This window comes from Pokkaliibacter sp. MBI-7, assembly GCF_029846635.1.
In the GTDB taxonomy this organism is placed as follows: domain Bacteria; phylum Pseudomonadota; class Gammaproteobacteria; order Pseudomonadales; family Balneatricaceae; genus Pokkaliibacter.
The window spans coordinates 4,335,743-4,360,548 of the sequence record NZ_JARVTG010000001.1; the positions used below are offsets into that span (position 1 = coordinate 4,335,743).

Sequence of the window (24,806 nt, forward strand, 5' to 3'; positions counted from 1 at the left end):
CTATGAAGTCCCAGGTTCTGATGCTGGCCCCCCTGGCGCTGGCAGTCGCCAGCCTGAATGTTCAGGCCGACACGGTACTGAATGTTGCTACCGCGGGCTCTGACAACATGGTGCAGTATGTCACCGACTACCTTGGCCCGATGTTTGAGCAGCAACACCCCGGTGTAAAAGTGAATGTGGTGGGTACTGGCCCCGGCGATGCCGGCTCGCAGAAAATCTACGAAAAACTCGAAGCCCAGGCCAGGGCCGGTAATGAAAAGTGGGATATCGACGTGGCCGTGGTACACCAGAGCAAAGGGGGTGACATGGTCAGGGAAGGCCTGCTGACCAGCTACCGTAAAGACATCAAGACCGGCTCGCTGGTCAGTGGTGATGCCGTTGCCAACGCGCTGGGCACCAACGTAGACGGCTATGTCATGCCGATGTTCCAGTCGCAGACGGCCATCGCCTACAACCCTGATCTGGTCAAGCAGGTACCGGCCAGCTATGACGAACTGAAACAGTGGGTGGATACCCATCCTCAGGCATTCGGCTACAACGGCATCAAGAACGGTATGTCGGGTGTCGCGTTTGTGACCGGCTGGGTCTATGCCTACGGTGGCGATGCGCAGAAGCTGATGCACGGCCCCTACGAGCAGGGTGAAGCGGCGAAGTGGAATCAGGCCTTTGCCGATCTGAAAAACTTCAACCAGAAGGTCACCTTCACGCCGGGCAACGCCGGTACGCTGGACATGCTTAACCGCGGTGAAATTGCCATGGGGCCGGTATGGGTAGATATGTTCTACACCTGGCAGGCCGATGGTCGTCTGAACCCTGATCTGAAACTCAAGCTGATTGCGCCCGGCATGCCCGGCCAGCCCATGTACTACGTGGTGCCCGCCAAGGCGGAGCATGCAGACCTGGCTAAAGCCTTTATCGAACTGGCGACCAGCCCGAAAGTGCAGGCCGAGGGTATCGTGAAGAAGTTCAACTGGTATCCCGGTATCGATGCGCAGAACGTGCAGAGCGCACTGGACAAGGCTGACTGGCAGAAACTGTTCACCGATATCACGCCTGCGGATCTGAGCAGCAATGCCCGTCCTTTCCCCATCGCACCGTACTTTGATGCGATCAAGGAAGGGTACGAGTCGCAGGTTGCTAACTAACCCGTCGTTCTGATGTCACCAGGCAGCGCAGCCTGCCTAGCAGGCAGTTGAAAAACGTTACCGAAGCCGCCGAGACAAGGAAATACCCCGAGGGCACAAGAAACCGGCGAAAAAGCGGCGTTAAGTGAACTCAATGAGCATTTGACTCGCTTTGCTCGCCCCTTCGGGGCCGTGCTAAAGCACGTTCAGCCTTTGGCGGTGAGCCTGTTTTTGACGCGGTATTCGGCAACGCAGATAGATTTTCAACGACCTGTTAGGGCAGCACTGCTGTCTCTGCATTGGACTCAAGGATTATCCATGCCTGCTTTATCTCACACCTCCAGAAGCTCCGCGCTTACCGGCACCGACCACAGCAGGACGCGCGGTTACGGCTACTCGCTGTTGCTGCTGGCCCCGGGGCTGGCCATGGTGCTGGCGCTGTTTGCCTATCCCTTCGCGCTGTCGGTGTGGTCGGCATTTCACACTGAGGCCGGTCTGACGCTGGCCAATTTCAGCAAGGCCTGGCAGCTGTACAGTAAGGATGTGCTGTTCAGTGTGGCCATTATCAGCCTGTCGACCCTGCTGATTGCGGTGCTGGCGGTGACCATTGCCGGTTATCTGACGCTGGGCAGCAACCCGCGAATCCGGGCGGTACTGGCATGGCTGTATCGCTGGCCGCTGTTTATTCCGTTTATCGTCGCGGCGCAGATCATGCGCACCTTTCTGGCCAAGAACGGCCTGATGAACAATGCCCTGATGGAAGCGGGCCTGCTTGATCCGCTCAGTGCCCGCAGCTATCTGGACTGGAGTGGCATCGTCATTACCTTTGTCTGGAAGCAGGTGCCTTTCGTCACGTTATTGCTGGCAGGTGCCATGGCCGGGATCGACCGCTCCAGCAGTGAGGCGGCACAAAACCTCGGCGCCAGCCGGCTGCGCATCCTGTTCGATATCGTGCTGCCGCAAAGCAGGCGCACCCTGACTGTCGGGCTGGTACTGTCGGTGGTCGGCATGCTGTCGGTACTGTCAGTACCGATCATGATCAATGCCCAGACACCGACCATGCTGACCGTCGATATGGCCTACCGTATCAATTCCAGCGGTGACTACGGTGTCGCCAACGCGCTGGGTGTGATGTCCTATGCGCTGGCCGGGTTCGCTTCATGGCTGTATCTGCGCACCATGATCAGGGAGCAGCAGCCATGAGTGCTGGTGTCATGCAAGGCGTGCCTGTCACGGGCGTCTGGTCTGCGTGGTGGCGGTGTAGCAGCCGCTTAGGGCAATGGTTGCTGCTGGCAATACTGGCACTGGCGATCTTCGGGCCGCTGCTCAACCTCCTGCTGTGGGCTGTGGCCGAAAAGTGGTACTTCCCCCACAAGCTGCCGCTGCAATACGGCTTCAGCTTCTGGCAGCGGGTCTTTCGTCCGCAGGGTGATGCGTGGCAGTCACTGTGGCTGTCTCTGCTGATTGCCTGTGGTGCGGTGGTGATGAGTCTGGCGCTGTCGATCCCCGCCGGTTATGCCCTGGCGCGGCGACGCCTGCCCTTGCGGGCGCTGATCATGTTTGTCTTTCTGCTGCCTCAGGCGTTCCCCAGTCTCGGGGTGTATATGAACGTGGCGCAGATTTTCTACCGGCTGGGGCTGAATGGCACCCTGTTCGGGGTCATGCTGGTGCACACCGTGCACGGTCTGGTACTGAGTGTGTGGATCTGCGCCGCCGCTTTTGCCAGCGTTGATAAGCAGCAGGAAGAGGCCGCACGCAATCTCGGCGCGTCACCGTTGCAGGCGTTCTTCCACGCGACCCTGCCGCAGGCGGCCGCCGGGCTGATGGCCAGTGCCATCTTTGTTTTTCTGGAATCGATGGATGAGTTCACCGGCGTCTTCTTTGTCGGTATTCCGGAAATCAAGACCCTGCCGGTGCTGCTCTACAGTGCCAGCATGGAAGGCAACTATCAGATTGCATCCATCACTGCCCTGATCCTGCTGGTGCCTTCCATCGGCTTTATGCTGATGATCCATCGGGTGCTGAAGGTGGAAACGCTGGGCAAGATCGGCGCGTAACAAAAAAACGTTCAGTACTCGTCTTGTCAGCCCTCAGGCGGCATGGCTTAATGCCAGCCGCCTGCAGTCAGGTGATTGCAGACCTTGTTCCTTTCCCTTTGGTACGCGTTCGCGTGGCAGTCCATCAAACATGAAAAAGCTGGTTTTCGTTTCTGTTCTGGCAGTGGCAGGTTGTGCTACTCAGCCTCAGGTTATCAATTTCTGGAAAAAAGACGGCGCAACCTACGAGGATGCCATCACGGCTGAGGCGGGCTGTCAGTACAAAGTGGGCATGGAAAAGTTTCAGGACAAGGATGAGAAAGACGCGCTGATCGATAACTGCATGAAGATGCAGGGTTATCGCATGGGCAAGTACCCGCTGTAAGCACGTTTCAAGCACCTTTTCAGGTGCGGATAAATGCCCACCGCGGGCCGACGCTGATAAAAATGCCGGTGCTTCCCCTCACCGGCATTTTTACGTTCAGTTCAGACACATTCCTTTACGCCAGCGGCCTGTCTTATTTGCCGAACAGGGTTTTTAACAGGCTGGTGCTCTGCGCCACCGGGTCTTTACGGATCTGCTTCTCTTCCTCTCCGACCATGGTAAACAGGCCGCTCAGTGCGGCGTTGGTGACATAGTCAGTCAGATCCAGATTCATCCCTCCCAGCATCGGTACGGCACTTTTGGCTGAACTGCTGAGGCCCTGATAGGCGGCTGTCACACCATTGCTGGCCATGGATTTCTCGATGCTGGGGCGGAACAGCTGTGCCAGCTGTGCCTGCGTCTTGCCACGGAAATACTCGGTGGCGGCCGTGTCGCTACCCTGATAAATCCGCTGTGCATCCTGAATGGTCATGCTCTTGATGGCATTGACAAAGATGGGTGTTGCCTGCGTGACGGCCTGCTCGGCAGCGCGGTTCATGCTCAGTTCAAAGGCATCCACCTGAGTGCCGAGCCCGGCCTGACGCATCAGTCCGGCAGCACTGCCGAGCATCCCCGGCAGAGGGATATGTGCCCTGGTATTTTTCATATAGCCGTCGGTTTTAGCCAGACTGCTGACCGCACGCTCAGTACCGACCGACAGTGCTTCTTTAAGCCCACTGATTACCGTCTGCTGGCTCAGGCTGCTGTTCGAGGCCGAAGCTGATGAAGTGCTGGTGGTGGTGCTTTGTTGCTTCTGCTGTTGTTGCAAAATCTGCTGGCCCTGATTCAACAGGCTGTTGAGGTCGGCATGGGCATAGCCACCTGCGGTCAGCGTCAGGCACAGCAGGCTGGCACTTAGTGCCGGGCGTCGGATCGTGGCGGGAAGGGCATTGTTGTGGGGAGTGGTCATGGTCAGTCCCTGAAGTAGTTATTAGAACGAGCTGCGGTGTGTCAGCCGGTCTGCCGGCATGAGCACAAGCCCGTCAAGAACAGGTTGTAAACGTCGGTAGTGAGTATAGATGAGGGAGATTGCGCCCGACCAAGCACGAGCCGGGGCAAGGTGTTTCAGAGTGGGCAGAGTGTGGAGCAAATAAGAGTGTGGAGTAAACAAGGGCAGAAGACATCAGGGCTGACAGCGGGTCCGGGCTGGTCTATGTTGCCCTAACAGGTCGTTGAAAATCTATCTGCGTTGCCGAATACCGCGTCAAAAACAGGCTCAAAATGCTCATTTAGTTCACTAAACTCCGCTTTTTCGCCTGTTTCTTGTGCCCTCGGGGTATTTCCTTGTCTCGGCTGCCTCGATGACGTTTTTCAACAGCCTGCTAAGTGAACTTTTCTGCTGCTGAGTGAAGGCTATGAACCCCTCTGGAAATACCGCGTTAGTGATCATCGATATGCAAGTCAGTCTGATGGATGAGCACCCCTGGCAGCCGCAGCCGGTGATTGCCACCATCAACCGCCTGATTCATCAGGCCCGTGACGCCGGGGCGCCGGTGTGCTTTGTCTGGGACGAACGGGTGGAGCCGGATGCCGGCATTCTGCCGGAGCTTAATCAGCAGCCATCCGACTGGATGCAGGACAAACATTTCCGTGACGCTTTTATGGAAACGGCATTGCACGCGCGGCTACAGCAGGCGGGTATCCATCGTCTGGTGATGACCGGCATGCAGACAGACTACTGCGTTGATACCAGTTGCCGTGCGGCGGCAGCACTGGGGTATGAAGTGATACTGGTCAGCGACGGCCACACCACGCCTGACAGTGAGCAGCTGACGGGGGAACAGATCGTCCGCCACCATAACCGTATTCTGAATTTCCACCGCGCGGGGCAGGGCAGTATTGCTGTGTTACCTGCGGCAGAGATTGTCTTCTGACACCCAGTTATCTGCGCTGGTATCGAGAATCGCCATGACCACACCTGCACTCCGTTCCGCCATCACAATAACAGGGCTGACGCTGGTATCCCTGACAGCCTTTGCGGCCAATTCGGTCCTTTGCCGTATGGCACTGGGGCAGCAGAGTATCGATGCGGCCAGCTTTACGGCTGTCCGTCTGCTGTCGGGGGCAGCCATGCTGTGGCTGCTGCTGCGCGTCAAAGCAGCACCCCCGCAAGGGCAGGGGCGGGGCAGCTGGCGTGCCGGTCTGATGCTGTTTATCTATGCCGCTGCCTTTTCCTATGCCTATACCAGCCTGACCACCGGCACGGGAGCGCTGATCCTGTTTGCCGCCGTGCAGCTGACCATGCTGCTGATGGCACTGGCAGGTGGGCATCGTATGCAGGGGCTGGAGCTGGCCGGTTTGCTGATTGCCTTTACCGGCTTTGTCTATCTGGTGCTGCCGGGGCTGGCTACGCCATCGCTGCTGGGGCTGGTACTGATGACGCTGTCGGGTATTGCCTGGGGGTTCTATACCCTGGCCGGGCGTGGCTCGCTGCATCCCACCCACGATACCGCCTTCAACATGTTCCGGGCGGCACCGCTGGCACTGGTGATGCTGATCATCGGCCTGCTGCACGGCCATGCGGAAGGCCGGGGCATCGTGCTGGCGGTGTTGTCGGGCGCTCTGGCCTCGGGCCTCGGTTATGCCGTCTGGTATACCGCTTTACGTTCTTTGTCTGCACCGCAGGCGGCCGTGCTGCAACTGCTGGTGCCAGTGATCGCTGCCGCGGGCGGGGTGGTATTTATGGATGAGCACATTACCGTGCGGCTGGTGATCGCGACGGTGCTGACCCTCAGTGGCATCCTGCTGGTGATTACCGCCAGAGCCCGGGCGCCGCGCGGATGATCAGCTGCAGGGCCGAGGTCAGGTTGCCTCTGCCCTGCCCCTTGGACGGCGATGGCCCGGTACCGGTCACGGGATGACCGGCTGCTCGGCATACCAGCTTTCATCACGCCAGAACTCGCGCGCCGGTACTGCATCGAAGGGGGCGGCGTAACTGTCTTCGGTGATATAGACATAGCCTGCATTGCGGTTTTTGGTCAGCTGCATCACCTTCTGCAGTGGCAGGCAGACGCTTTTCGGCTCAGAAGCGTAGTTGTTGCATTTGACGTCGCGAATGATATGCCAGATACGCTGAGCGTTCTGTTCCTTGGCCTCCCAGCCCAGTGTTTCCAGCGGTGTGCGCCCGGTATAGTTCAGGTATTCCTCATAACTGTTGTCAAAGGTGACGATGATATCGGCAATGCGCAGATAGCTCTGGCTGACGTGTGCTGCAGGATTGAGCACGATCAGCGGGCGACGCCCCGGTTGCTGGCGGATGTAGTCGGTGAGCGGGCGGTAATACACCGGCAGGGTGCTTTCAAAGTCACTCACCTGATCCAGAAAAAAGCCGTCGATCCATACACCATTGGCCTTGTCGTTGTACCACTCCATATAGTGCCGAACCCGCTCCTTGGCGGCATCCAGCCCGTGCTGACCGCCCATGGTGGCGTAGTGGGTGGGAATGTAGGCCAGCACCTTCTTGCCCGCCTGATGGGCATAGGCGATCTGCCTTGCGTAGTTCAGATGTTTCAGCGTATCGGGGCCAGCCTGTTCGCGGCTGCCGGGGCCATCGCCCGGTTTGATCACCACAAATGCCGTGGCGCTGCGCTCCAGCACACGTTTCCACGGGCAGCGATAGGGGGTGGGCTGCGGCGCCTTGGGGCAGCTTTCCGGGTCGGGGACAAAATACGCCGGGACGGCCAGCTGTTGTTCCAGACGGTTCATGGTCTGCACTTTCTGCGGCGCCGGTGTGGGTGGGTCAAATAGCAGATCACGCAGTTTGCTCTGCAGATCGGCATGGGCGGTGCTGCTGATTAGCCAGGTCAGGGTTAGCAGGACGGCACGACATAAGCTCGCTGCTGAAAACCGATACATTCTTGTTATCTTCCTTTTGCCAGAAGGGGTCTGGTATGTGCCCGCTTTTTGCTTTCAATCTCAGTCTGCCGCGTGCAAAGGGCACGCATCGTCAGGTTGGGGCACGGCGCAAATCGATAGGTGATTGCTTTTATATAGATTGTTGCCTTGCCGGGTTCCAGTCTGGCTGCTTAGATGAGCCATTGTTGAACAGTTCGTGTGCTGTTCTGCGCTGGGTGTAGCAGCAAATTAGCGTTGTTTTGATTGGATAAACGTCAGCGTTGGGTAAATTCGGCTATGAATACCGCAACGCGAGCGTGTGTTTTGAGCGTACTTGTTTAAGGAGAGCAAAATGTCTGAGCCATTGCGTGCCAGTTCTCAGCGTGTTCAGGAGTTCCTGAACGGAAAAGGCTATGACTTCACCGTCAGGGAGCTGGCCAGCTCAACCCGCACCGCTCAGGAAGCGGCCGATTCGGTAGGGTGCTCCGTTGCCCAGATTGCCAAATCCATCATTTTCAGGAATAAGGCCGACAATACCCCGGTGCTGGTGGTGGCCTCCGGTGCCAACCGCGTCAATACCCGCAAAATCGAGCAGGCCGCGGGGATCAAACTGGGCAAGGCCGATGCTGATTTTGTCCGTGCCGAAATAGGCTATGCCATTGGCGGTGTGCCGCCCATTGCCCATATCCAGAAAGTCACAACTTTCCTCGACCCGGACTTGCAGCAGCATGAGGTGATCTGGGCGGCAGCAGGTACGCCGAACTCGCTGTTTGAACTGAAACCCGCTGATCTGGCCCTGCTGACCGAAGGGCAGTGGATGGATATTGCCGAGTAAAGCAAAACGCCTGCGAGTAGCAGGCGTTTGGTTTTTTTACCGGTGGTCAGGATGACCGTCAGCTCAGGTTTTTCAGCTTGATATGAATTTCCACATCGATAAAACCATCCTCCCGCACGTCGTTGTGATAACGCTCCAGTAGCGGGAAGTGATCCGGCTCAAAGCCGCTGGCGGGGAACCATTCAGTATAAAGTGCCAGCCGGGCGTTGTTCAGCTGCTCGTCGCTGCCCTTTATCCGCAATACAGCGTATTTGCCCGCGGGCAGGGTGCTGATACTGAAAGGCGCGTTGACCTCCATAGCGGGGTTAATTACCACGGCCGCTTCATAGCGGCACTTGTCGACCGGTGTGACCGCCGGGTTGTCGTAGCATAAGGCATAGCGTGCCTGCTGAGCTGGTGCGATACCCTGAGCACTTGCCCAGGCGATCAGCCGGTCCCAGGTGTCAAAAATGCTCTGCTGTTCGTAACCGCCCGGTGTCCTGAGTGTGCATACCTGCTGTGCGGCCAGCTGGCGGATTTCTACCTTGTTACTGTGCATCGTTATATCCCTTGTGATGAGTTCACCCGTCAGTGCTGAGCGGGTGCAGGCAGGATATAAATCGGCGGGGCTGAAGGCTTTTCCATACTTGCTAAGCAGTTTTCCAATCTTGCTTTTGTGTTCTTCGTCGGGCTCCCGAATAGCTGACGGGCTGAAGCCGCTGAAGGCTTTGACCGCTCTGGCAAAGTTGGCGCTGGAGGAAAAGCCCAGCTCATGAACGATGTCGGTAATGCTCTGCTCGCGGCGATAGGCCAGAAGGTTGATGGCCCGTTCCAGACGACGGCGAGCGATATAGTCATTGAGTGTTTCACCCATCCATGCCGAGAACAGGCGATGGAAGTGGAAGGCGGAGAAGTGACAGGCACTGGCAACCGCTTGCAGGGACAGGGGCTTATCAAGGTTGGCCTCGATAAAGCCCAGGGCGACGGCCATTCTTTCCTTGTAGCGGTTGTGCATTGTCATTGCCTCAGACGGGTAGCTCATGCTCTGCCGTCATAGTAGTCGACAGGTCAGGCACATTCACCCACAGCTGTTGCAGCAAACGTGCGTTGGCCAGTGGTTCATAGGTCAGGGGGTGGGGTTGCCAGCCCAGCCTGCCGTAACGCTGTTGCAGCCAGACGAATACCTGCTGGCAGAAGGCGACCGCCGCGTGGCGGGCAAGGCACTGGTGAGCCCCTTCACCAAAGGTGAGATGGGCACTGGCATTACTGCGTGCGCTGTCAAAACAGTGCGGATGGGTAAATACGCTGCTGTCGCGGTTGGCCTGTGCCAGCAGCAGAATCAGTTGTGCGCCCGCGGGCAGAGACTGGCCGCACAGATTGATGCCCTCGTGCAGCTGACGGCGGGTGTGCTGAATGGGGCTGTAGAAGCGCAGTACCTCATGAATGGCGGTGGGCGTGAAGGTGCAGATCTGCCCTCGCAGCCATGCCAGCAGGGTATCGCTGAGTACACCACGACCGGCGTCGCGGCTCTGGATCAGCATGCCGAGCAGTGCGGTTATCAGCGCGCTGTGCTGCGCCGGAGGTGCTGTGGCAAGGGTGCACTGCAGCCATGACGAATGACGCAGACGCTGGCTGATCTCGTTGATGGCCGTGTCAATCCGTGGCCAGTCAGCCGCCGTATTGTGTGGCCGCATGATGCATTGCAGATCAGGTAACAGGGCGAGGATGTGGGCGGTGTCCTCCTCACCGACGTCCATACAGGCCAGCAACCAGCGTGGCATCAGCTCACTGGCCAGCGCTATCCAGTCCCAGCGCGACTGCGTGTCGATACGAGATTCCAGCCACTGCGCCAGACGTGGCATAAGCGCTGCGGGCTGACCCTGTGCCGTGAGCAGGGCAGCAAACAGGGGCTCCGCCAGTCTGCGCAGGGTGTTATGCATGGGCGGGTTGTTGACGCGGGCGAGGGCTGCCAGCGTTGTCTGCACGCGCTCGGGAGCCTGCTGTTGATACGCCAGCTCAGACAGCTCCGGCACTGATGCTGCCGGGTTGTGCAGCAGGGATTGGCAGGCCGCATGGGAGCAGACCAGCCAGCTGCCGTCGGCCAGTGGCTGCAGCGGTTTGCCCTGGCTGAGGTCCGCGTAGTGCTGGATGGCATCAGCCAGCTGCGAATGCAGTAGCAGGGTAGTCATCGGTCGTAGTCCGTTATTCGCTGAGAAAAGGTGGTGAGGCGGTAATGACTGGGCGCTGCCAGCTGATCGACCCGGTGGCAGTGCGGCTGAAGGGCCGAGCTATTGTCTTGCTGCAGGCCCAGATCCCGCAGCAGATGGGGTGACAAGTGCGCCAGCTGATGGTGCAACAGTGCCCGCGTTGCTCTGCTGTCCAGCCATTGCCAGCTGCGCAGCAGCAGGGCGATCACCGTCATGATGCAGGCTCACTGCTGGCGGAACGTTGAAATTCATGCTGACGCATCACCTCGCAGATATGGATGCGATAGCCATCGAACAGCTGGGCCTTGCCTTCGCTCTGCGCCATACGGTGTGCTTCAAACTGGCGCCACTGACTGATGGCGTGATCGCTTTCCCACCACGACAGGCTCAGTACCCGGTTGCTGTCGGTCAGGCTCTGAAAGCGCTCGATACTGATAAAGCCGGGGATAGTGTCCAGCTGAGGCCGCAGCAGGGCGGCCAGATCCAGATAGCGCTGGCGATGGGGAGTGGTGACGGTTACTTCAAACAGAACGGCGAGCATGGGGTATTCCTCCGGCAAAAAGCAGGCTGACAACGTGAACAGGTGCTTATGCTAGGGCTGTCAGGTCAGGTGATGTTTCGGTGCGTACCGAAGCATTCGCCGCCCTGCTGTGGAACAATAGCGGGCAGTTTTCCCCTGCCAGAACCTGTGCGCTTGCTCAGAAGGACGCCGCTTATGGTCGATGCCCTCAATCAGGACACCTTTCAGATTGCCCGCATGGCAACCCTGTTTGCCGAACCCAGCCGCGCCATCATGCTGATGACTCTGATGGATGGCCGCGCCTATACCGCCGGTGAGCTGGCACGGGTCGCCAGCCTGACGCCGCAGACGGCCAGTGGCCACCTTGGCATGCTGACGGAGAATGGTTTGCTCGAGCTGCTCAAACAGGGGCGGCACCGTTATTACCGGCTGGCTAATGGGGAAGTGGCAGAAGCCATAGAAGCGCTGTCACGGCTGACCATGACGCCCAGGGTGAAAGCGGTACGTTCGACCGTGCCTCTGGCTCTGCGGCAGGCCAGAACCTGCTATGACCACATTGCCGGTGAGCTGGGAGTGGCCATCTATGACGGATTCTTTCAGGCGGGGTTTCTGCAGGAGGAGCGCGGCAGTCTGTTACTGACCGAGGCGGGGCGAAAGTATTGCATGACGCTGGGAATGGTCATGGATGAAGCGTTATCCGGTTACCGGCAACCTGAGGCAAGGCCCTGTCTGGACTGGAGCGAACGACGTTACCATCTGGCCGGACCGCTGGCCAGGGCGCTGCTGGAGGCGTATCTGGACAAGGATGTGCTGAGGCGCAGCGACGGCAGCCGTCAACTGCGCATTACGCCCAAAGGCTGGCAACACTTTGCCTCGCACGGAATAGGATTGCAGGCCAGGGCAGGTTGATCAGTTCAGCCAGCGTCACCTGCTAAGCAGATAACCCAGACTGACCAGAACGAACAGTGTCGTGTACGCCACGATACCGATATTGCATTCCATATCGGCGTTCTTACGAAAACGCCCGCCTGTTAGTAAACGCCCGGTAAGAGCAAAAAACAGGCTGATCCAATTACCCGACAAGATTTTCTCCATTGGGATCACCTCGCTTGTCTGCCTGAATACGAAGGTCACCAAGACATACAGCATAATTCGTGCACAGTTTTGCACTTAGCTGTGTGTTTTAGCCGCTGTCTGTAAGAACGGCAAGAGGTTAGTCAGGTTTGTGCAAGGATTTTTTACTTACGGAGCGCCTTTGAGAACGTGAATACGCTCTGGCATCCAGATATGGCTGTTATTGGACAGGGATAAGAACAGACACGCCGGGCGGCGTAGTCTGCATGGCCTCTGCATATCTGCACGAAGGCCATACCCGAGAGCGGTAGGTGAAAGGAGCTTCAGGAAATCTCGATCTGGTAGCGGAACGTATCCGCTGCGCCGCGGGACAGACGATATTCAATGGGCTGGCGGTCATATCCCAGCGCTACCCGCTCGATCACCGCTACCGGCTTGCCTTCCTCAATCCCCAGATGAGCAGCGGTTGGCCCGTCGGCTGTGGCAATGCTCAGGGTTTCCTGCGCGGAGGCGATCTGCTGGCCGCATAACTCTTCATAGAAGGGGTAGAGCAGGTTGCCAAAGGCACTCAGCTCAATCTCCATCAGTCTGGCGAAACGTGCTTCGGCCAGCCAGATTTCCTCCCAGAACACCGTTCTGCCACCGATCAGGCGCAGGCGCTCAAGGCGCAGGGTGCGCTCACCGCTGGCCAGCGACAGGGCACGCGCGACAGTGTCATCGGGGGTGACCAGTTCACGGGCAATGACCCGGCCTTCCGGCATTTGCTGATCACCGGCGCTGTCGACCTGGCGGAAGAAGCGAAAAAAGGAGGCATCGAAGTTCGGGCGACGCACAAAGGTGCCACGGCCCTGGCTGCGTTGCAGCAGACCATCACTGACCAGCGTGTCGACTGCCTTGCGGATCGTTCCCACGGCCACACCGTAGAGTTTTGTCAGCTCGGCTTCAGTCGGAATGGGTTCATCTGGCAGCCATTCACGAGTCGCAATTTTATTCATCATCTCGTCCCGCAAACGCTGATAAAGCGGCAAGCGGTCGTCCTGGCCCAGTTTAGAAAAACTCATACAGACATCCAGATCGGTAAATCTCGTTACTCTAATCAGCTTGCCCTGCAGCGTCCACGGTTGTTGACAGCTTAATTTAGGAAAGATATGGTCATCTAGTCATATATATGAATATATGAATTCGGCCGCCCCAGTCTGGCCGTCGAAGCTCATAAAAACAGGTACAGCTTGACCATGACTTGCCCTGCTCACACTGCATCGTCTGTTCACCCGTCAGCCGCTTCCACGCCGCTGCCGGTAACGGGGGTGGACTCCCATGCCCATGTCTTCAGCCGCAACCTGCCGCTGACCGAAGGCCGCCGCTATTCCCCCGACTATGACGCGCTGATCGACGACTTCCTTAGTCATCTTGACCGTCATGGCCTGTCTCACGGCGTACTGGTACAGCCCAGCTTCCTCGGTACTGACAACAGTTACATGCTGGCGGCCATGGCTCAGCACCCGAAGCGTTTGCGCGGTGTGGCCGTGATTGAGCGGACAATGGCCGAGGCTGAGCTGGATACCCTCAGCGCCGCAGGTGTGGTTGGTGCGCGGCTGAACCTGATCGGTAAAGAGACAGAAGATTACTCGGCTGCGGACTGGCAGTTGTTCTTCAAACGTCTGGCCTCGCGCGGCTGGCATATCGAGATTCATCGTCATATTGACGACATTCATCAGTTTCTACCGGCCATTCTGGCCAGCGGCGTACAGGTGGTGATTGACCACTTTGGCCGTCCTCAGGCGGGTATCCATCGCGATAACTCGCAACACCAGGCATTTCTGGATTTGCTGGCCTCTCAGCAGATCTGGATCAAGTTGTCGGCAAGCTATCGCAACCATGCCGACGTGGCGCAAGCCATCACCATGCTGGACCTGCTGCGCGACGCCTGTGGCGGCTCGCAGCGTTTCCTGTGGGGCAGTGACTGGCCCCATACCCAGTTCGAAGATCAGACCGGTTACGACCAGCAGTTTTCGATCATGGAACAGGTGATCACGGACGGTGAAGAACGGAAAAAAGTGTTGGTAGACAACCCAACCGCATTGTTCAAACTGGCCTGACGGCCAGTGAGAGCACGCTTCTGCAAGCAACAATGACTGGTTTGTATAAAAAGAAGGACAAACAGAAATGATGAGTCTCATCGTCGTGGCGGCGATTGTGCTGGCCATAGTGCTGGGGTATCGCACCCGCATTAATATCGGCCTTTATGCCATTGCCTTTTCTTACCTGATCGGCTGTTTCGTGATGGGGCTCAAGCCCGACGAAATCATCAAGATGTGGCCGCTGAAGATCTTCTTTATTATCTTCTCGGTGTCACTGTTCTATAGCTTTGCCACCATCAACGGCACGCTGGAGCGGCTGGCAGAGCACCTGATGTACCGCTGCCGCAACTTCCCTCATTTGCTGCCCTATGCCGTCTTCTTCACCGCCACCCTGATTGCCGGGCTGGGCGCAGGCTATTACACCGTGCTGGCCTTTATGGCGCCGATTACCCTGCTGTTGTGCCAGCGCACAGGCATGAGCATGATCATCGGTGCCATGTCGGTGAACTACGGCGCCCTGGCCGGTGCTAACTTTGTTGCCAGTCAGAGCGGCATTATTTTCCGCGGTCTGATGATGAACGCCGGTATTGCGGAAGATGCGGCCTTTGTTGATGCACTGGGCATCTTCGTCAGTACGCTGGTGATTCCGCTGATCGTCATCTCCGGCATGGTATTCCTCGGTGGCCATCGTCATACCATGTCCAAAGAAGCCTTCAATATCGGCTTGCCTAAGGCCTTCAACAAAGAGCAGAAAATCACCCTGTGGCTGACGCTGCTGATGATGGCGCTGGTGCTGGTATTCCCCATTGCCCATATTCTGGCGCCGGACAATCACACCATTACCTTTATCAACTCCAAGGTGGATATCGGCCTGATCGCCAGCATTTTCTCGGTGATTGCACTGATGCTGAAGCTGGGTGATGAGCGCAAGGCCATTGCGTCCTTGCCCTGGGCGACCATCATCATGATCTGTGGCGTGGGCATGCTGATCAGCGTGGCGATCAAGGCGGGCACCATCGATGCGCTGGCTTCCTGGATTGGTACCACCATTCCTGCTGCACTGGTGCCGCTTGCCTTTGGTGTGGTGGGCGCGCTGATGTCGCTGTTTGCCAGTACGCTGGGCGTGGTCACACCGGCGCTGTTCCCCATCGTGCCGTCGATTGCCACCACACTGGGGATCGACCCCATGGTGATCTTTATTGCCATCGTTGTCGGTGCGCAGGCGACTTCCATTTCCCCGTTCTCTTCCGGCGGCAGCCTGACACTGGGCGCCTGCACCGATGAAGAAAGCCGCGCCAGGCTGTTCCCGCAGCTGCTGTTCCGCGCAGCACCGCTGGGCTTTGCTGCCGCACTGGTCTACAACGTGGTCATGACCTTTGTACTTTGAGTGAGCGCACAGGCGTTCTCTCCCGCTTTGCATAACGAAGATGCAGACAACCCGACCAGTCAAGGATGATTGGTTGGGTTTTTTCTTTGTAATGAGTTATCAATATTTTTGTGGCACTTGCCAGTCAGTGATCGGGTGATAAATTGATCCCGCATTTTTCTCATATCAAACGGATGTTGAAATGAAAGTTAAAGCGTTACTTTTTGTCCTGCAGTTGCCACTGGTATTAAATGCTTTTGCGGAAGAGATTGCTGATGAAAGACTCCTTGTAAAAGTGTTAGGTTAGTTTTTTCGTATTCTGAACTGTGTGCAAGTACCGTGTTTTATATCCCTACGCTTTTACAAGGAAATAAGATAGACATGTCATGAATTTAGAGAATGGTTTTAGAGAAAAAGCCTTTTGGTGTTTATCTTTCTTTTATCTCAACAAACTGACCTTTCTTATCCCGCTCAAAAGTAACGCCTGCCTCACGTTCCAGCAGTGGCAAAATACTGTCATCTTTGTTGAGTACGGTACCTATTGAAACGTAATGTCCATTATCAGGGTTGCGCATATAGTCCTCTGTTTCATCACCCGCGGTAAAGCGCCAGCCACTGTCATCACTACCATCTGTTGCCTCGCGATATAAATAGCCAACCTGACGGCCTTCGGAAAGAATATTGTCCGTAACGATGCAGTGCAGAGTGTATTTATCGACGACAGAGGGCACAGGGTCGTCTATGTCAGTATTGATAATGTGGCAGGCACTGAATTCTATTTTGTCACCTAATTTCAGGTCTTTTATATGGATTGGAACATTGTCTAAGAAACCAGAAAATAAACCATTACTGATATTTTCTATTTTTACCCACATACGTTCAGCGTATGACTTATCAGTGCTGCTATTAGTCTCCTCGAAAATAAGCTTGGCCAGATTGCCTGCTTTTAACAGCGTAATAGCCTCGGGGGAGGGTTTGTAAAAGGTATAGGGAAACTCATCTGCAACCGCTTGTGCATTTACTAAGTGCCATGTTTTGTTTTGCATAGTCTCAATACCGAAAGTCGTCTTTGTCAGATGTGTTATCAGATGCACTGATCGTATTTGCATTGCACAGTGCTACACCCCCAGCGCCTCCAGATACTTCTCGAGGATCAGATTCGGTCGTGCCGCCTTGCGGGTAATAGCCGAATACTGGGTGCCAAAGTATAGCTGACGTGGCAACAAAGGCCGCATCAGACCATCGCGCACCCAGCGCTGGGCAAAGTGGGTGGGCAGATAACCAATAAAGTGGCCGGTGAGAATCAGAAAGGCGATACCTTCGCGGTCGGTTGCGGTGGCCTGACTGTTAAGCCGCTGATGCTTGCTCTTGATCTCGGCGATCTGGGCGAAGGCCGGGACGACGGCGTCGTAGTGATAGATGTCTTCCGGCAGCAGCTCTTCATCGGTGCGGTTATAGAGCGGGTGTCCGGCACTGCAATACAGCTGTGACGTCTCTTCGTACAGCGGGTAATAGTTCAGACCCTGCAGTGGCCGCAGCTCGGGGATTACGCCGATATGCAGACGGCTGTCGAGTACGCCCAGCTCGATATCGTTGGGCGGAATCATGCGGATATTGATGCGAATCTCTGGCCCGGCTTTTTTCAGTGCCGCCAGCGCATGAGTAATGCGCATATGGGGCAGGGTGACGAGGTTATCGGTGATGCCGATATTCAGTTCACCTTTGAGCTGATGGTGAATGGCGTTGACCTGAGTTTTGAAGGTTTCCAGCGACACCAGCAGCTGCTGCGAAGCGTTATAAATCTCCTGCCCTTCTTCCGTCAGGGTAAAGCCGCTGCGACCGCGCTGACACAGGCGAAGATCAAGGCGTTTTTCCAGATCGCTGATGGCAATGGAGATGGCAGGGCGGCTGATATTGAGCTGCACTTCTGCTGCGGCAAAGCCGCCGTTGTCGACCACGGCTTTGAAAATCTTCAGCAGACGGATGTCGATATCGCTGATCTGGCCTATGGCTTTATGGCTTTTCATCGGGCGGTCTCTGGCAGATGTGCTGTCATGGTGCACATTTACTTTTTAGGTAAGTGAATGGTTAACCGAGATTTAAATCATTTGAATTTAATTAATCAATCGGCCGGTGCAGACTCGATTCTCATAAGGCCAATGAGATGGCTGACTCACAACCCTGCATTTACTACGCGCCATAGTTCGCACAGGTGAAGATGATGACCGATTACAACCGCTTGCCTACTCAGGAAGAACTGGAAGCTCACTGGATGCCTTACACCGGCAACCGTCAGTTCAAGAAAGATCCTCGCATCATCGTTGGCGCCAAAGGTGCCTATTTCACCGACGCCAAAGGTCGTCAGATTTTTGATGGTCTGTCAGGCCTGTGGACCTGTGGCGCTGGCCATTGCCGCCCTGAAATCGCTGAGGCGGTCAGCAAGCAGATGCTGGAGCTGGACTATTCACCGGCGTTCCAGTTCGGTCACCCCAAATCATTCCAGCTGGCCAGGCGCATCCTCGACTTCATGCCTGACAACATGAAGCAGGTGTTCTTCACCGGTTCGGGGTCGGAGTCTGTCGATACCGCGCTGAAAATGGCCCGCGCCTACTGGCGCAAGAAAGGTATGGCCACCAAGACCAAGCTGATTGGCCGCGTGCGTGGCTACCACGGGGTGAACTACGGCGGTATCAGCGTCGGTGGTATCGGTGCCAACCGTGCACTGTTCGGCCAGGGGCTGGATGCTGATCATCTGACCCACACTGCCATCCCTGAGAACCTGTTCAGCAAGGGTATGCCCGAGCACGGTGCGCATCTGGCCAATCAGCTGGAAGAGCTGGTCAGCCTGCATGACGCTTCCAACATTGCGGCGGTGATCGTCGAGCCGCTGGCCGGTTCTACGGGCGTGCTGCCTCCTCCTGTGGGCTATCTGCAGCGTCTGCGTGAAATCTGTGACAAGCACAACATCCTGCTGATTTTTGATGAAGTCATCACTGCGTTCGGCCGTATGGGAGCCAAGACCGGTTCTGAAGCCTTCGGCGTCAAGCCAGACATGATCACCTTCGCCAAGCAGGTGACCAACGGTGCCGTGCCCATGGGCGGTGTGGTGGTGAAAGGCGATATCTACCAGACCTTCATGGACAACGGTGGCCCCGAATACATGCTGGAACTGCCACACGGTTATACCTATTCCGCTCACCCTGTTGCCTGTGCTGCCGGTCTGGCCGCGCTGGATCTGCTGGACAATGACAACCTGATTGCCCGTGCCAAAGAAATGGCGCCTATCTTCGAGAACGCCATTCACAGCCTGAAAGGCAGCAAGTACGTTGCCGACATTCGCAACTACGGTCTGGCAGCCGGTCTGACTATCGAAGCCGCGCCCGGTGAGCCTGCGCTGCGTCCTTATCAGATTGCCATGCGGCTGTGGGACAAGGGCTTCTACGTACGTTACGGCGGCGACACCATTCAGCTGGGTCTGCCCTTTATCGTCGAACGTGAAGAAATTGACCGCCTGATCAACGCCATGGGCGAAACGTTCGCCGAACAGGCCTGAGGCCGCTTTACTGCTCAGTACGCAGTAGTGCATTAGCCACCGGGTGGTGAGGCCTCCCGGACCGGCTAAACCGAATTCGAATAAAGAAATGCTGACGGCAGTGGCAAGCTGCCGAACGAGGAATACCATGACCAAGATTCACGGACACTACATCAACGGCGCGTTTGTTCAGGACGAAGGCCGCACTCAGGCCGTTTACAACCCCGCGCTGGGCGAGGTGTCATCTCAGCTGGCGCTGGCCTCCAAAGAAACCGTTGAAGAAGCCATCGCTGCAGCCAAGGCGGCGTTCCCGGCCTGGCGCAACACTCCGCCGCTGAAACGTGCTCAGGTGATGTTCCGCTTCAAGATGCTGCTGGAAGAGCACGCTGATGAAATCTGTGCGCTGATCACGGCCGAGCATGGCAAGGTGCTGGATGACGCCAGAGGCGAATTGCAGCGCGGCATCGAAGTGGTGGAGTACGCCTGTGGTATTCCTGAACTGCTGAAAGGTGAACACAGCAAGAATGCGGGCCCGGCCATTGATTCCTGGAGCGAGTTCCAGCCGCTGGGTGTGGTGGCGGGTATCACTCCGTTCAACTTCCCCGCAATGGTGCCTATGTGGATGTACCCCATGGCCATTGCCTGCGGTAACACCTTTGTCTTGAAGCCTTCAGAGCGTTGCCCCAGCGCGCCACTGTTTATCGCCAGGCTGCTGGAGCAGGCCGGTCTGCCTAAAGGCGTCTTCAACGTCGTCAACGGTGACAAGCTGGCGGTCGATACCCTGCTGACCGACAAGCGTGTGCAGGCGGTCAGCTTTGTGGGCTCAACCCCGATTGCGGAATACATCTACGCGACCGGCACTGCGAACGGCAAGCGCGTACAGGCACTGGGTGGTGCCAAGAATCACGCTATCGTGATGCCTGATGCTGATATCGACAACGCGGTTAATGCACTGATGGGCGCGGCCTACGGTTCATGTGGCGAGCGCTGCATGGCTATCTCTGTCGCGGTGTGTGTGGGTGACGAAGTAGCTGATGCCGTGGTTGGCAAGCTCAAATCCCATTTGTCTACCATGCGTGTTGGCCCCGGTACGGACGTCAGCAATGCCATGGGGCCGATCATCACCGCCCAGCAGCTGGAAAAAGTGCGTGGCTATGTGGCTTCTGGCGTAGAGCAGGGAGCCACACTGGTAGTGGATGGCCGTGATATCAAGGTGCCCGGCCATGAAACCGGCTTCTTTATCGGTGGTTGCCTGTTCGACAACGTCACTACCGACATGACCATCTATCAGGAAGAGATTTTTGGCCCGGTACTGTGTGTGGTGCGCGTCAAGTCCATGCAGGAAGCCATGAACCTGATCGACGAGCACGAATACGGCAACGGCACCTGCCTGTTTACCCGTGACGGCGAAGCGGCACGCTACTTCACCGACAACATCAATGTTGGCATGGTCGGCGTCAACGTGCCGCTGCCTGTGCCCGTGGCTTACCACAGCTTCGGTGGCTGGAAGCGCTCGCTGTTTGGTGATCTGTCAGCCTATGGCCCCGACTCCATCCGCTTCTACACCCGTCGTAAGACAGTGACTCAACGCTGGCCTTCCAGCGGTGTGCGTGACGGAATGCAGTTCTCCTTCCCAAGCTGAAACTGAAAAAAGGCCTTTCCATATGGAAAGGCCTTTTGCGTTTGCTGGCCGCAAAAGCGGCCGTTGCTTTTGTTTTCGATGTGATTGACCCGATGAGCAGCCAGAGAGCTGAATGCGATTACTACAACATGCCCGCTTGAACTAATCCGTGAGCGGCCGGGGCTAGCAACAACACCCTGGCTCGCAGCTTGCAATGACCCCATCAAAACCGGGGAATCAGAGGGAATTTGTCATGAATCAGCAGGTAAATACCGACTCCATCAGCAGTATCACCGTCAATGGCGACCGTCTGTGGCAGTCACTGATGGATCTGGCCCAGATTGGTGCGACCGTCAAGGGCGGGGTGAAACGACTGGCCCTGACCGAGCTGGACAAGCAGGCCCGTGACCTGTTCGTCAAATGGTGTACCGAAGCGGGCTGTTCCATCACCGTCGATCAGGTCGGCAATATCTTTGCTCGCCGTCCCGGTAAAAATGCTGAGCTGCCTCCCATCATGACCGGCAGCCATATTGATACTCAGCCCACCGGCGGTAAGTTCGACGGGTGTTTCGGGGTCATGGCCGGGCTGGAGGTGATTCGCACCCTTAACGATTACAACATCCAGACGGAAGCGCCGGTGGAAGTGGTGGTGTGGACCAACGAAGAAGGCTCACGCTATGCCCCCTGCATGATGGGCTCGGGTGTGTACATGGGTAAGTTCACGCTGGAGGAAACCCTGGCCAAGGTGGATATCGACGGCCTGAGCGTCGGTGATGAGTTGCAGAAAATTGGCTACAACGGCCCGGCACCGGTTGGTCAGCCCCGCGTAGGCAGTTACTTTGAAGCGCACATTGAACAGGGCCCTATTCTGGAAGCAGAAGAGAAAACCATCGGTGTGGTGATTGGTGCGCTGGGGCAAAAATGGTTCGATCTGACCCTTACCGGCGTTGAAGCTCATGCTGGCCCCACCCCCATGAATCTGCGTAAAGATGCGTTGCTTGGGGCGGCGGAGGTTACTCAGGCGGTCAACCGCATTGCCAACCAGTTTGCCCCTCATGGCCGCGGTACTGTGGGTTGCCTGCGGGTTCACCCCGGCTCACGCAATGTCATCCCCGGTGCAGTGGAAATGACCATCGACTTCCGTCATCTGGATGATGCGGATCTGAATGCGATGGTGTCGGCACTGAAGGGCGTGCTGTCCAAGCTGGAAGGGGATGGCCTGACCGTCGAGCTGACGCCCACCGCTGATTTCCCGGTGTGTAACTTCAGTAAAGACTGCATCGAAGCCGTTCGTATCGGTGCTGAAGCCATCAAGATGCCCTACATGGAAATCGTCAGTGGTGCTGGCCATGACGCTATTTTCCTGGCGGAAGTCGCGCCCGCCGGGATGATCTTTGTACCGTGCGAAAATGGTATCAGTCATAACGAAATCGAGAATGCCAAGATGGAGGATCTGGCGGCCGGTGGCACGGTGTTGTTCCATGCCATGCTGGATCGTGCCAAGGTGGTATGACACTTTCCAATGTGTTTTGAAGTCGTAGTTGTTTTTTATCGAAGGGCCTGTCTGGCCCTTCGTTGCATTTCGAGTTTTCCTGCCTGTTCTGCCTGCCTTTTCCCCTTCATGCTGCCCCTTTGATCTCAAGGGCACGTACTCCGCTACGTCAAAAATGCCGATTCTGCTGATAGGGATACCTGATTTTTGTTCTGGATACGCACTCTGGTTGTCGTGAACCGACGCATTTTCCCTTATAGCAGGAATTAATACTTGAATTTTATAGTTAGATCACTAAGTATAGTTTTCTAATTAATTCCGGACGGAAGAGACTGGCTGGTTGATCTGCCACCGTGCTCTCGCCCGGAATTTTTTGTTCTGACACCACCCGGCTTTCCTCAGAGCTGCGCAGGGTGGTGGTGATGTTTTATCTGCAAGGAAAGGTGATTTATGAGCTTGAGGCTTCCCGCCAACAGCAAAATCAATCCGCCGGTGTTCTTTGGCTCGGCGTTCCTGATCTTAGTGTTGGTGGCCTACGCTGCCGCGTTCCCTGATACAGCTCAGTCGCTGTTCAAGGGCGTTCAGGCATCCATTATTGATAACGCTGGCTGGTTTTATGTGCTGGCTGTGGCGATCTTCCTGATTTTTGTGACCTATCTTGGTCTGTCACGCCATGGTGACATCAAGCTGGGACCGGACCATTCCGAGCCGGATTACAGCTATACCTCCTGGTTTGCCATGCTGTTTTCCGCCGGGATGGGTATCGGCCTGATGTTCTTCGGAGTGGCTGAGCCAGTGATGCATTTCCTTGCTCCGCCTGTGGGCGAAGGCGGTACGGTAGAAGCGGCGCAGGAGGCGATGCGCCTGACGTTCTTCCACTGGGGCCTGCATGCCTGGGCCATCTACGCCGTTGTGGCACTGATTCTGGCCTATTTCAGCTTCCGTCACCGCCTGCCGCTGACCCTGCGCTCGGCACTGTATCCCATTATCGGCGACCGGATTTACGGACCGATTGGTCATGCGGTAGATATCTTTGCCATTCTGGGTACCGTGCTGGGGGTGGCGACGTCACTCGGATACGGTGTCCTGCAGGTCAATTCCGGGCTGCACCATGTGTTTGGTTTGCCGGAAAGCACCCCCGTGCAGATTGCTCTGATTGTATGCATCACTGCGCTGGCGACGCTGTCGGTAGTGTCCGGGCTGGATACCGGCATCCGCCGTCTGTCGGAGCTGAACCTCGGTCTGGCAGTGCTGTTGCTGCTGTTTATTCTAATTCTTGGCCCCACGGCGCTGCTGTTGAAAACCTTTGTGCAGAATACCGGCAGCTATCTGTCGGATATCGTCGACAAGACGTTCAATCTCTATGCCTAAAAAGCCATAGATTCCTTCCAGTCGCTCCGACAGTCACACCGACACGACTGCCGCTCCGACACATGCCGTTACGACGCTATTGTTGTTCCGGCGCTGATGTGGTTCTGACTCTCATTGTCATACCGACTCTGTTGTTGTTCTGACCTTATCGGTCGCTCCGACTCTCTCCAGTCGTTTCGACTTCCACCGGTTCCTTACGGTTCTCTGACGCTTCACTGCGTCTTCAAACGATAACTGGCTGCTCTCTGTGAAAGTGCTCTTGCCAGTTATCGTTTCCTCCTCACCTTGTTTCTTTATACAATTACAGACTGACATGCCTGTGTCAATATATAAATCATCGATTGTCTAAAAATTCTCTCATCTGCTCAACATCCGGGGTCAGATACCTCAGTGTTGATCGTAGATCTTTATGACCCAGCAGCTCTTTCGTCAGAAACAGGTTTCTTTCCGGTTGCCGCATCAGGGTGGTGCCAATGGTGTGTCTAAAGGCATGAGAGGTAGCCTTATGTGTGATCAGTTTGGACAGTCGATAGAAAAATGAATGCACCTGACCTTTGACCATGTACTGCTCAGGATCGGTGTATTTTTTTCTATAACGATTCAGATTGTACAGCTGCTCAGACTCATCAATACCTGCCCACTGGGCATGGTGTACAACCAAACGAATGTAGGGAAGCAGATCTTTGGCAATAGGAATGGTGTAAGCCCGGTCGTTTTTGCTGATCTCTGAGCGAAAGTGGATAAGACGATTGTTCAGGTCAATATCGCTGAGTGTTATGTGCAGCAACTGATGCAGTCGCATACCCGTATGGTAAAAAGTCTCCAACAGGCAGCGGTGAAACCAGACGGGGCTGAAGGCCACATGGTTGCTATGGCGTTCTTGTTCTTCAAGATCATTTAAGTAAGCTCGACAAGCTTCAATATCGGCGTTGGCGAGTATCCGAAGGCGCTCTTCGGGGACGCGCACTTTGAGATCTTTGAACGGGTTAGTCTCAAACTGCAGAACCTTGAGCTTTTTGCCATAGTCAAACATGTAGCGTAGTGCATACGAATAGCTGTTCCAGCTGATCGGCTTTAGCACTACAGGATCGGCATCCAGTACTGATGCTCTCCAGTGTAATAACATGATGTGAGTAACTTGGTGGGGCAAAATGTCTGGAGCGTATTTTCTGAAGCACTTGATTGCATTCAGGTAGTTTCCTTTAGTGACACTTTTAACCCGTCTGCCAAGGCTATAGAGCTCCAACAACTCTTCCCAGGTAATGGGCTTGGTTGAGCCCTGTGCTTGCTGTTCCATGCTGAACTACTTC

25 protein-coding genes are annotated in these 24,806 nt (G+C 56.2%); 14 read left to right on the top strand and 11 right to left on the bottom strand.

All coding sequences use genetic code 11. The features are described from left to right. The first annotated feature begins 2 nt into the window (after positions 1-2). The 4 genes from QCD60_RS19155 (at position 3) to QCD60_RS19170 (ending at position 3,545) form a co-directional block, all read left to right on the top strand. Positions 3-1,145, top strand: a complete 1,143-nt coding sequence (locus tag QCD60_RS19155) for an extracellular solute-binding protein (protein WP_279787811.1) — start codon at positions 3-5, stop codon at positions 1,143-1,145. A gap of 297 nt (positions 1,146-1,442) precedes the next feature. Next, positions 1,443-2,327, top strand: coding sequence for an ABC transporter permease subunit (locus QCD60_RS19160; protein WP_279787812.1), 885 nt, complete (start codon positions 1,443-1,445; stop codon positions 2,325-2,327). Further along, on the top strand, positions 2,324-3,181 hold the full coding sequence (locus QCD60_RS19165) for an ABC transporter permease subunit (protein ID WP_279787813.1): 858 nt from the start codon (positions 2,324-2,326) through the stop codon (positions 3,179-3,181). The genes QCD60_RS19160 and QCD60_RS19165 overlap by 4 nt, the downstream gene beginning before the upstream one ends. 130 nt (positions 3,182-3,311) lie before the next feature. Further along, positions 3,312-3,545: a hypothetical protein gene (locus QCD60_RS19170; RefSeq protein ID WP_104155314.1), complete on the top strand. Its 234-nt coding sequence runs from the start codon at positions 3,312-3,314 to the stop codon at positions 3,543-3,545. A gap of 133 nt (positions 3,546-3,678) precedes the next feature. On the opposite strand, the gene QCD60_RS19175 is transcribed toward QCD60_RS19170, so the two are convergent. Further along, positions 3,679-4,494, bottom strand: coding sequence for a DUF4197 domain-containing protein (locus QCD60_RS19175; RefSeq protein WP_279787814.1), 816 nt, complete (start codon positions 4,492-4,494; stop codon positions 3,679-3,681). Between the two features lie 445 nt (positions 4,495-4,939). On the opposite strand from QCD60_RS19175, the gene QCD60_RS19180 reads away from it, so the two are divergent. Both QCD60_RS19180 and QCD60_RS19185 read left to right on the top strand, forming a co-directional pair. Next, positions 4,940-5,458: an isochorismatase family protein gene (locus QCD60_RS19180; protein WP_279787815.1), complete on the top strand. Its 519-nt coding sequence runs from the start codon at positions 4,940-4,942 to the stop codon at positions 5,456-5,458. Positions 5,459-5,492: 34 nt separating this feature from the next. Next, positions 5,493-6,368 (top strand): DMT family transporter, encoded by an 876-nt coding sequence (locus QCD60_RS19185; RefSeq protein WP_279787816.1) that lies wholly within the window; start codon positions 5,493-5,495, stop codon positions 6,366-6,368. Between the two features lie 66 nt (positions 6,369-6,434). On the opposite strand, the gene QCD60_RS19190 is transcribed toward QCD60_RS19185, so the two are convergent. After that, positions 6,435-7,439, bottom strand: coding sequence for a spherulation-specific family 4 protein (locus tag QCD60_RS19190; protein WP_279787817.1), 1,005 nt, complete (start codon positions 7,437-7,439; stop codon positions 6,435-6,437). 331 nt (positions 7,440-7,770) lie between these two features. Between QCD60_RS19190 and QCD60_RS19195 the strand changes: the two genes are divergently transcribed. Beyond that, positions 7,771-8,253 carry a YbaK/EbsC family protein gene (locus QCD60_RS19195; RefSeq protein WP_279787818.1) on the top strand — a complete coding sequence of 161 codons (483 nt, stop codon included), beginning with the start codon at positions 7,771-7,773 and terminating at the stop codon, positions 8,251-8,253. A 58-nt stretch (positions 8,254-8,311) separates the two neighbouring features. Here QCD60_RS19195 and QCD60_RS19200 read toward each other — a convergent pair whose 3' ends face one another. Genes QCD60_RS19200 through QCD60_RS19215 form a run of 4 tightly spaced genes read right to left on the bottom strand, consistent with a single transcriptional unit; the run spans position 8,312 to position 10,980 of the window. Beyond that, entirely contained in the window at positions 8,312-9,274 is a 963-nt protein-coding gene (locus QCD60_RS19200) for a GyrI-like domain-containing protein (RefSeq protein ID WP_279787819.1), read from the bottom strand. Further along, positions 9,258-10,421, bottom strand: a complete 1,164-nt coding sequence (locus QCD60_RS19205) for a cytochrome P450 (RefSeq protein ID WP_279787820.1) — start codon at positions 10,419-10,421, stop codon at positions 9,258-9,260. Before QCD60_RS19205 ends, QCD60_RS19200 begins: the two co-directional genes overlap by 17 nt. Further along, positions 10,418-10,654: a hypothetical protein gene (locus tag QCD60_RS19210; RefSeq protein ID WP_279787821.1), complete on the bottom strand. Its 237-nt coding sequence runs from the start codon at positions 10,652-10,654 to the stop codon at positions 10,418-10,420. Before QCD60_RS19210 ends, QCD60_RS19205 begins: the two co-directional genes overlap by 4 nt. Then, the gene (locus QCD60_RS19215) at positions 10,651-10,980 is read right to left on the bottom strand and encodes an antibiotic biosynthesis monooxygenase (RefSeq protein ID WP_279787822.1); all 330 of its coding nucleotides are present in this window, start codon (positions 10,978-10,980) and stop codon (positions 10,651-10,653) included. Before QCD60_RS19215 ends, QCD60_RS19210 begins: the two co-directional genes overlap by 4 nt. A gap of 174 nt (positions 10,981-11,154) precedes the next feature. Here QCD60_RS19215 and QCD60_RS19220 point away from each other — a divergent pair, with 174 nt between their 5' ends. Next, positions 11,155-11,868 carry a helix-turn-helix transcriptional regulator gene (locus QCD60_RS19220; protein WP_279787823.1) on the top strand — a complete coding sequence of 238 codons (714 nt, stop codon included), beginning with the start codon at positions 11,155-11,157 and terminating at the stop codon, positions 11,866-11,868. 15 nt (positions 11,869-11,883) lie between these two features. Here QCD60_RS19220 and QCD60_RS19225 read toward each other — a convergent pair whose 3' ends face one another. Further along, entirely contained in the window at positions 11,884-12,054 is a 171-nt protein-coding gene (locus QCD60_RS19225) for a hypothetical protein (RefSeq protein ID WP_165838569.1), read from the bottom strand. A 302-nt stretch (positions 12,055-12,356) separates the two neighbouring features. After that, the gene (locus QCD60_RS19230) at positions 12,357-13,094 is read right to left on the bottom strand and encodes a GntR family transcriptional regulator (RefSeq protein ID WP_279787824.1); all 738 of its coding nucleotides are present in this window, start codon (positions 13,092-13,094) and stop codon (positions 12,357-12,359) included. Between the two features lie 174 nt (positions 13,095-13,268). On the opposite strand from QCD60_RS19230, the gene QCD60_RS19235 reads away from it, so the two are divergent. Beyond that, complete coding sequence (locus tag QCD60_RS19235; protein ID WP_279787825.1) at positions 13,269-14,132, top strand: amidohydrolase family protein; 864 nt, start codon at positions 13,269-13,271, stop codon at positions 14,130-14,132. 67 nt (positions 14,133-14,199) lie between these two features. Beyond that, complete coding sequence (locus QCD60_RS19240) at positions 14,200-15,501, top strand: SLC13 family permease (RefSeq protein WP_104155300.1); 1,302 nt, start codon at positions 14,200-14,202, stop codon at positions 15,499-15,501. Positions 15,502-15,908: 407 nt separating this feature from the next. On the opposite strand, the gene QCD60_RS19245 is transcribed toward QCD60_RS19240, so the two are convergent. Then, positions 15,909-16,526 carry a DUF2185 domain-containing protein gene (locus QCD60_RS19245; RefSeq protein WP_279787826.1) on the bottom strand — a complete coding sequence of 206 codons (618 nt, stop codon included), beginning with the start codon at positions 16,524-16,526 and terminating at the stop codon, positions 15,909-15,911. A 72-nt stretch (positions 16,527-16,598) separates the two neighbouring features. Next, positions 16,599-17,507, bottom strand: coding sequence for a LysR family transcriptional regulator (locus tag QCD60_RS19250; protein ID WP_279787827.1), 909 nt, complete (start codon positions 17,505-17,507; stop codon positions 16,599-16,601). Positions 17,508-17,698: 191 nt separating this feature from the next. Between QCD60_RS19250 and QCD60_RS19255 the strand changes: the two genes are divergently transcribed. The 4 genes from QCD60_RS19255 to QCD60_RS19270 all read left to right on the top strand — a co-directional run bounded on the left by QCD60_RS19255 (position 17,699) and on the right by QCD60_RS19270 (position 23,496). Beyond that, positions 17,699-19,033 (top strand): aspartate aminotransferase family protein, encoded by a 1,335-nt coding sequence (locus tag QCD60_RS19255; RefSeq protein ID WP_279787828.1) that lies wholly within the window; start codon positions 17,699-17,701, stop codon positions 19,031-19,033. Between the two features lie 127 nt (positions 19,034-19,160). Next, positions 19,161-20,654, top strand: coding sequence for a CoA-acylating methylmalonate-semialdehyde dehydrogenase (locus tag QCD60_RS19260; protein WP_279787829.1), 1,494 nt, complete (start codon positions 19,161-19,163; stop codon positions 20,652-20,654). A gap of 232 nt (positions 20,655-20,886) precedes the next feature. Continuing rightward, complete coding sequence (locus QCD60_RS19265) at positions 20,887-22,146, top strand: Zn-dependent hydrolase (RefSeq protein WP_279787830.1); 1,260 nt, start codon at positions 20,887-20,889, stop codon at positions 22,144-22,146. 429 nt (positions 22,147-22,575) lie between these two features. Further along, positions 22,576-23,496 carry a BCCT family transporter gene (locus QCD60_RS19270; protein WP_279787831.1) on the top strand — a complete coding sequence of 307 codons (921 nt, stop codon included), beginning with the start codon at positions 22,576-22,578 and terminating at the stop codon, positions 23,494-23,496. 334 nt (positions 23,497-23,830) lie between these two features. On the opposite strand, the gene QCD60_RS19275 is transcribed toward QCD60_RS19270, so the two are convergent. After that, complete coding sequence (locus QCD60_RS19275) at positions 23,831-24,793, bottom strand: site-specific integrase (protein ID WP_279787832.1); 963 nt, start codon at positions 24,791-24,793, stop codon at positions 23,831-23,833. Between the last annotated feature and the right edge of the window lie 13 nt (positions 24,794-24,806).